Origin of the sequence: Leucobacter ruminantium (genome assembly GCF_017565705.1) — a bacterium.
Taxonomy (GTDB): domain Bacteria; phylum Actinomycetota; class Actinomycetes; order Actinomycetales; family Microbacteriaceae; genus Leucobacter; species Leucobacter ruminantium.
This window is the reverse complement of sequence record NZ_JAGDYL010000057.1, coordinates 1-2,382: the sequence shown is the minus strand read 5'-3', so window position 1 is coordinate 2,382 and position 2,382 is coordinate 1. Positions and strand designations below refer to the sequence as shown.

The following is a 2,382-nucleotide window of genomic DNA, read 5'->3' as shown; positions in this document are numbered from 1 at the left end:
ACCGGCCGGGGTCGGGCACGCTGGGTGACCAGGTGGAAGCCCGCACTCAACGCCTTCGCGATCACCTTCGAAGGCCGAATCAACTGAAATGTGCCAGGCCAGATCCACCGTTAATCTGACAGACCCGTCATCGTCTCATGCTTTGCGTCTCGGGGGTCGGTGTGTCGGGCCGCTTCTCGGGTGGAGGCTTGCCATGCGGATGGCGCACCAGCAGCATCCGCATGGCAAGGTCGCGATTATCCTTCGCGAATGGTCATTTTGGTGAACAGGCCATCGCGGATCTCGAAGATGAATTTCGAACGTCCGTTGGCGTGGGTGGAGCGCCAATCGCCGACGACGGTGACCGTCGCTCCCTCGTCCTGGACCTCCTCGACGGCAAGCACTCCTTGAGAGCCGATGAACTCCTTCTGGCTCCACCGCTGGATTGCGTCCCGTCCGATGAAGCTACGACCCCAGTCATCGACTTCGCCGTCGCTCGCGAAGGCGTCAAGAAACGCCTGCTCGTCGTGCGCATTGACCTTGGCGATGAAGCTAGAGACGGGTTCCGGGATTTGAGGGGTAGTCATGTTGGTCTTCCTTTCTGGGCTGCGGAGAGTTAGCGGGTCGTGTACCCGCCGTTGGCGAAGATGGTCTGGCCGGTGATCCACCAGCCCTCAGACGCCAGGAACCGGACGATCGGTGCGATGTCTTCGATGTGCGTGAGTCGGTTCCCCATGCCCTGCGACCTGTGGAAGGCGACACGCTCGGGAGTCTCCTGCCCGTAGAAGAAGGGCGTGTCCATCGGGCCGGGAGCGATCGCGGTCACGGAAATGCCGCGCTCGGCGAATTCTTTCGCGGCAGCGCGCGTGAAGTGCTCCACGGGGCTCTTGCCGCCAGCGTAGGTCGAGTAGCCATCGGTGAACGCGGCAAGGAGCGCGGTGACGATGGTGATGATCTTGCCGCCGTCGGCGAGGTTGACACCGGCTTCCTTAATGAAGAAGTAGGCGGCCTTGGCGTTGATATCGAACATCGAGTCGTACTCGTCTTCGGTCGTCTCGACGATCGGCTTCCGAAGCACCTTACCTACGGTGTTCACAGCGACATCGATCTTGCCGATGGCGGACTCGGCCTCCTGGAACAGCTGCGTCACGTTCCCCGGCACCGTGAGGTCACCTTGGAAGATGGCGCCCCGTACCCCTTCAGCCAGGACCGCTTCGAGGGTCTTTTCTGCGTCGGCACGAGAAGCGTCCGAGTTGTAGTGGATCGCGACGTTTGCCCCTGCGGCAGCGACCTGGCGGGCGATGAGCCCGCCGAGGTTCTTGGCGCCGCCAGCGATCAGGACGTTCTTTCCGTTGAGCGTGTGATCAGTCATTTCCATCCTCCATCTAATTGATACACAATCATGTATCACCGATACATAGGCTACTATAGCGGTATGACAGCAAAGCCGGCAAGCGATACACGTGAGCAGCTCATCGCGGCTGCCGCGGAACTCATCGCGGCGAGCCCAGGGGAAGACTTCTCGCTCCGAGCCGTCTGCGACGCGGTCGGGGTCCGGATGCCCACCCTGTATCACTTCTTCGGTTCCAAGCAGGGCCTCATCGAGGCAGTCATTCAGCACGGCTTCGACGTCTACTTGAGCAAGAAGGCGTCCGCGAAGAGCTCGGGTGACCCGATACAGGACATTCGCGCGGGCTGGGACGCTCATGTCGCGTTCGGGACAGCAAACCCTGGCTTTTACACGCTGATGTACGGCAAGGTGGCGCCCGGGTATGTCCCCGCGCCTCAGTCTCGAGCTACAGCCCTCCTCGGAGCGCTGACCCAGGCCGCGGCCGACCAAGGCCGGTTAGCAGTCAGCGCCGAGCTGGCGGCGGACCACATTCTGTCCACGAACGTCGGAGTGACCCTCCGACAGATCGCAGAGCCTGAGCTCGGCGATGAGCTCTCCGTAGCGGTGCGCGAGGGAGTGCTTACCGCCATCACGACTAAGCACGGTCCGAAGACTGGAGCAGTGATCGCCACTATCGAACTCGCTCTCGACCATGCAGAGGTGCTGGGAGATCCAGAAACTCAGGTTTTGGTCAAGTGGCTACGACAGCTCAGTACGGCGGTGATGTAGCCGCTCTCCACCAAGTCGACACGTGTTGCAGGATTTCATCTGTGGGCCGCCTCCGAGCTTTTCGTGCTCGTCATGCAGCAAGTCGGTTCAGTAGGCGCGAGTTGGTTTGCCTATGGCAATTTGTGAGTTTTGCCCCGCGTGAAGCTGGCACATACATGGCTCATCGGAATTGAGGGTGTAGGAGCGGTCTGAATCCGCCGGCTTCGAGCAACGACCGCGCAATGTAGTGGGTCAGGTTCCGGAACCCCAGCGCGGAGCCACGGAGGTGTTCGAGCCGACCATTG

At 61.3% G+C, this 2,382-nt stretch carries 3 protein-coding genes; 1 reads left to right on the top strand and 2 read right to left on the bottom strand.

Annotated elements, in window-relative coordinates; translation table 11 throughout:
* Window positions 1-236 precede the first annotated feature (236 nt).
* Both J4H91_RS15315 and J4H91_RS15310 read right to left on the bottom strand, forming a co-directional pair.
* A complete protein-coding gene (locus J4H91_RS15315) occupies window positions 237-566 on the bottom strand; it encodes a nuclear transport factor 2 family protein (protein WP_208047113.1) in 330 nt (109 codons plus the stop codon).
* Between the two features lie 29 nt (window positions 567-595).
* Complete coding sequence (locus tag J4H91_RS15310; RefSeq protein ID WP_208047112.1) at window positions 596-1,351, bottom strand: SDR family oxidoreductase; 756 nt, start codon at window positions 1,349-1,351, stop codon at window positions 596-598.
* A 63-nt stretch (window positions 1,352-1,414) separates the two neighbouring features.
* On the opposite strand from J4H91_RS15310, the gene J4H91_RS15305 reads away from it, so the two are divergent.
* On the top strand, window positions 1,415-2,098 hold the full coding sequence (locus J4H91_RS15305; RefSeq protein ID WP_208047111.1) for a TetR/AcrR family transcriptional regulator: 684 nt from the start codon (window positions 1,415-1,417) through the stop codon (window positions 2,096-2,098).
* Window positions 2,099-2,382: the final 284 nt, after the last annotated feature.